Genomic DNA, 4801 nt, shown 5'->3' with positions numbered 1-4801 from the left:
GCAGCGACGCATTGTCAATCGATGTCGCAGCACGATGTCGCTTAGCATCGACGTGAGTCGCAAGCTGCTGTGGCCGGCCGTATTGTCGATTGTCTTTATCATCGCCCGGTCAAATTGGTGGGATTCGTGGGGCCACGACAACAGCTGGGTTGGCTTGCTCGTTTCCCCCATCATCATTTCATTTGTGGCGGCCATTATCGTGCGACTTACCGCGGTAGGGTTCCGATCCGAAGCACTCGAATTCCTCAGCCGTCGTCGTTACGATCTGATATCGCGGAGCGACGCCAAGCAACTTAGTGATTCAATCGAGCCGTTGGCCGAGTCGATCAAAGAAATCACGCGAATGAACCGAGGACCGTTTGGTCCGCTTTCACGGGATTACTTGTTGGGAGCGGCTGCGTTGGTCGTTACAATCCTATTCACCGGACCCTTGGGCGCGATATTGACTCGCGTTTTGACCATGATGCCGTAGAGCCTTCGGTGGGGTGCTGCATCAGAAAAACGTCAACCTCACTCCTGTGACCAGCATCACCACCACCAGGAAGACAAAGACAAATCGGTTTCCTTTGCGAATCGCCAATTTGGCTCCGACCACACCACCGGCAACGTTTCCGATCGCCATCACCAGTCCCGGTGCCCATTGGACCAACCCATAACTGACAAAGACGATCGTTGCTGTCAGAGTGACGATAAAGGCAATCCAGTTTTTGATCGCGCTGGACGCCACCAAGTCGCCTGTGTTCAACAGGCTCATCGCCAGCATCAACAGGATCCCGAGCCCCGCTTGGATGAAGCCGACATACACTCCGATCGCAAAGAAGACCGGCAACATCTTGCCGCTGAGATTTTCGGGTTGCGCATTGATTTGGGTCAAACGTTTGGGATTCAAGCACAGCAGCACGGCCATCGCCAAAAACATCACACCAAACAGTGTCTTGAAGGTGTCCGAGGGCAGGTAGATTGCCATCAACGCGCCAACCGGCACTCCCAACAGGGTAGGCACCGCCAAACGGAAAGCGAGCCGCTGGTTAAATTGCCCATGACGACGGAACGTGGCCACCGCCGCCGCACTGGAAAACAAAATGGCGACGCGGTTGGTTCCGTTGGCCAATTTTGGATCCAGCCCGAACAGCATCAGTGCGGGCAGCGTCAAAAACGACCCACCACCGGCAATCGTGTTGATGATCCCTGCCGAGAAGCCCGCAGCCATCAACAGCAGGTACCAGAGCCATTCCATGTGTTTTCAATCGTGATGTAGGCCGGATCAAATCGCGGTAGCGATGCAGATCCGGCTGATGCGAAAGTGTTCGTCGATTCGTTGCCGCCGCCGTGCCGGATCTCCGCTTCGCTGCGATCCGCGCGTACGACCGAACTTAGAATGACGCCAAGACCTTTTTCGCGGCATCGATGGTTTGATCAATCATCGCTTCGGTGTGCACGCGACTAAAGAACAGTGCCTCGAATTGACTGCATGGCATATAGATGCCTTCGCCAATCATGCCCCAAAAATAACGTGCGTACGCTTCGCGATCGCTACGGTCGGCGTCGTCCCAGTTTCTAACGGGGTCTGGGTTAAAGAACAACGTCACCATGCTGCCAACATGTTGCACTTGATGAGGCACTCCGGCTGCGGTCGCCGCATCGGCAAGTCCTTCAGAGAGCCGGTCGCCCATTTTGTCCAATGAATCGTAGGGCGATTCCTCTTTCAATATTCGCAGTGTCGCGCTGCCCGCGGCTACCGCGACGGGATTACCGCTCAACGTGCCTGCTTGGAAAACCTTACCCGCCGGCAGAACTTGATCCATGATATCGGCACGTCCGCCGTAGGCGGCCAATGGCATACCGCCACCAACGATCTTGCCCAACGTGGTCATGTCCGGCGTGATCCCAAATCGCTGCTGCGCCCCGCCATAAGCCAAACGGAACCCGGTCATGACTTCGTCAAAGATTAGAATTGTGCCCGCTTTCTCGGTGATCGACCGCAGCGAATTCAAAAATTCGGACGACGGGATCACCAATCCCATGTTTCCCACGACAGGCTCGAGAATCACGGCGGCAATCTTCGATCCATGTTGATTGAACGCCTCTTCCAACGCCGCGACGTCGTTGTAGGGCAGCACGATCGTGTCGCCGCCGGCTCCCGCGGTAACGCCGGGCGAATCGGGAACCCCCAGTGTCGCTGCGGCACTGCCGGCCGCCACCAACAAACTATCGACGTGACCGTGATAGTTGCCCGCAAACTTGATGACTTTGTCGCGACCGGTCGCTCCACGCGCCACGCGAATCGCACTCATCGTCGCCTCGGTTCCGCTATTGACCAAACGAACGCGTTCGATTGACGGTACCGCATCGATGATCTGCTCGGCCAATTCGGATTCGGCTTCGGTTGGCGCTCCGTAACTACTGCCACGTCCCACCGCGCGGACCACCGCGTCAACCACTTCGGGACACGCGTGCCCCAAAATCATCGGCCCCCATGAACCGATGTAGTCAAGAAACCGACGTCCATCGATATCAAAGATGTACGCTCCTTCGGCACGATCAATGAACAACGGCGAACCGCCCACGGCGCCAAACGCACGAGCGGGGCTGTTCACCCCACCGGGGATCAACGCACGAGCACGATCGAAAGCAGCAAGACTTTTGGGACCTATCGAATGGTCCATCGTTTTTGATGTCACGGGAAGCTGATGGGGGAGAGGGGGGATACGAAAACGAACCACGAACGGCAACAGTTCCCGTAGATTACCTCAAAACCGCGGGCGGCTTTAGCCCCGGTGATCGTGAACGCCCCGTTTTATTTCGGAGGCATGCAGAGTTCGATCCAGTGGCCATCGGGATCTTGCACAAACGTTTGTAGAGCGCCATCGGGCCGAATTTTGCGGGACAACCGCGTCGCATGATGTTTGTCTAAATGAGCCTCCCACTCGTCCAACGAGTCGACTTCCATGGCAAAATGGCCGCCGCGATGATGCGAATGGACGGGCAAATCACGATCACCGATTAGATGCAATTCCTGACGCTGGCCGATCTTGAACCATGCGCCGGGAAAATCGAACTCGGGACGATCCAATTCAGGCAGATTCATCGTGTCACGATAGAACACGACACTTTTGGCAACATCCGCCACATGGATGGCGATATGGTTAAGCTCGACGGCTTTCATGCGGGCAACTTTAACTACGGGCGACTTTGACTACGGCAGCAAGATTGGGACACGATTTTCGAGGGACACCTCAACCGCAGGACACAGCCGATGGGTGTATCCTGGGACGATCAAGATCGGCCCTACTTTACCGTACCCTGTTCACGCGGTAAATCAATTCGCGTTGACCGGATAGATCGTTTGATCCGGGGCGATCACGACCAAATATTCGTTTTGGCCATCGACCATTGTGACTGGAGTTGTTACCCCCACCCCCATTGGGTCGCCGCTGATCCCCAGCGAATGAAGCGAAATTTCATGCTCGCCTGCGGGCAATTCCACCCGCAACACTTGGATCTCGCGAGGCAACAAGCCCCAACACCGCGTGTCGGCGTGTTCGACGCTGCCCCATGCCGAAGCGACGGCAAATTGGAACAGTGATCCCGCGGCGCCGTCCAACCCAAGTTGGTTTCCCGTCACTGCGACGGTCGTCTCTTTGGTCGCCCGCCGGACGACCGCTCGGGCAATGGTCCAAGGCATCTCGGCTTCGACTTGTCGCGTCGCCAATTCACCGACATCGGTCAACGTTTGTGTTACCCCGATCGCGACGCCGTTGGCACGCGCTCCGATGGCGACCACATTGGACGGAGGGATTTTTACCTGCGGGACTTTCACCGTCGCAATGTTCGGCAGCACAAACGGCGCGGAATTGCCGCCACGATTGGTTTGAACATTCATCACTGCCGAAGCAATCTGCATCGCTGCGGTGGTCGTGGGTGCGTCGACTTGTTCTAACACTGGCCCACGACCGACACAGGCGATCACGTACAACACACCGTTGCCCTCGGTGCTGTGAGCACCTCCGATGGCGCGAGCAACGTCGGCATGCGCAGGTGCAAAATTGGGCTCAACCGCGGTAACAAGCTGGTACGCGCGAGCGGCGTCGTCGTAATCGTGATGCGTTGCTTCACGCAGCACGCCACGCAGGTAGGGCGCCAGCGCGATCGGTTGATACGTTTGGGCCGCCGATTCCACGCCTCGTTCTTCCGCCTCGGCAGCCAATTCCGATTGACGCATCGCCGCCTGCATCGCGTAACTTTCAGCGTCCTGACCATCGGTCGCCAACGAGCAGACCGCCAACATCGCCCGGATCATAACTTGCTCGTATCCAGCGGGTCGAAAAGGACGAGCGGTATCGTCGGTGACGATCGATGCGGTTTCCTGTATCGGTGCCACTTTCGGCATCGCATCAAAGCGATCCCGCAATTTGCGAAGCCGAGTTTCGGCTGCGGCTGCATCGCCGCGAGCCAATTCGATCATCGCCAAATCCAGTGCCGCAGCGTCACCGAAGCGGCGACGCGATTTGGCTAATTTGGCAAGCGAATCGTGCGATTCAACCAAATCACCGCGAGCGAATGCGTCACGTGCGGTATCGATTTTGCGCAAGCCGGCGGAACAACCGCCCAGCAGCAGCAATATCAACATCGCGACGATTGACGAGACTCGGTTCATGCTTTTTCAAAGTGATCGATCGTACGTTGGGTTGGCGGCCGCTGCCGCATCGTTTGTGTTACGCCGCGAGTCCAATGCCACGTACCGTTGTGAGCCTTGACGCGTGAGAGAACGTCCGGCTTAGGGTGACTCTAACAACTCGCA

At 57.0% G+C, this 4801-nt stretch carries 5 protein-coding genes; 1 reads left to right on the top strand and 4 read right to left on the bottom strand.

The features are described 5' to 3' along the window. On the top strand, nucleotides 1-472 hold a 472-nt coding region (locus tag RMSM_RS18770), incomplete at its 5' end, for a hypothetical protein (protein ID WP_236622201.1). 21 nt (nucleotides 473-493) lie between these two features. Here RMSM_RS18770 and RMSM_RS18765 read toward each other — a convergent pair. From RMSM_RS18765 to RMSM_RS18750, 4 genes are all read right to left on the bottom strand, one after another. Then, on the bottom strand, nucleotides 494-1237 hold the full coding sequence (locus tag RMSM_RS18765; protein ID WP_008699708.1) for a sulfite exporter TauE/SafE family protein: 744 nt from the start codon (nucleotides 1235-1237) through the stop codon (nucleotides 494-496). 136 nt (nucleotides 1238-1373) lie between these two features. Beyond that, on the bottom strand, nucleotides 1374-2666 hold the full coding sequence (gene hemL / locus RMSM_RS18760; RefSeq protein WP_040768052.1) for a glutamate-1-semialdehyde 2,1-aminomutase: 1293 nt from the start codon (nucleotides 2664-2666) through the stop codon (nucleotides 1374-1376). Between the two features lie 131 nt (nucleotides 2667-2797). After that, a complete protein-coding gene (locus RMSM_RS18755; protein ID WP_008699706.1) occupies nucleotides 2798-3166 on the bottom strand; it encodes a VOC family protein in 369 nt (122 codons plus the stop codon). Between the two features lie 153 nt (nucleotides 3167-3319). After that, nucleotides 3320-4657, bottom strand: a complete 1338-nt coding sequence (locus tag RMSM_RS18750) for a COG3014 family protein (protein ID WP_040768050.1) — start codon at nucleotides 4655-4657, stop codon at nucleotides 3320-3322. Nucleotides 4658-4801: the final 144 nt, after the last annotated feature.

This window comes from Rhodopirellula maiorica SM1 (assembly GCF_000346295.1).
Taxonomy (GTDB): domain Bacteria; phylum Planctomycetota; class Planctomycetia; order Pirellulales; family Pirellulaceae; genus Novipirellula; species Novipirellula maiorica.
Note: the sequence above shows the minus strand (reverse complement) of the source record. Positions and strands in the feature narration are given on the sequence as shown.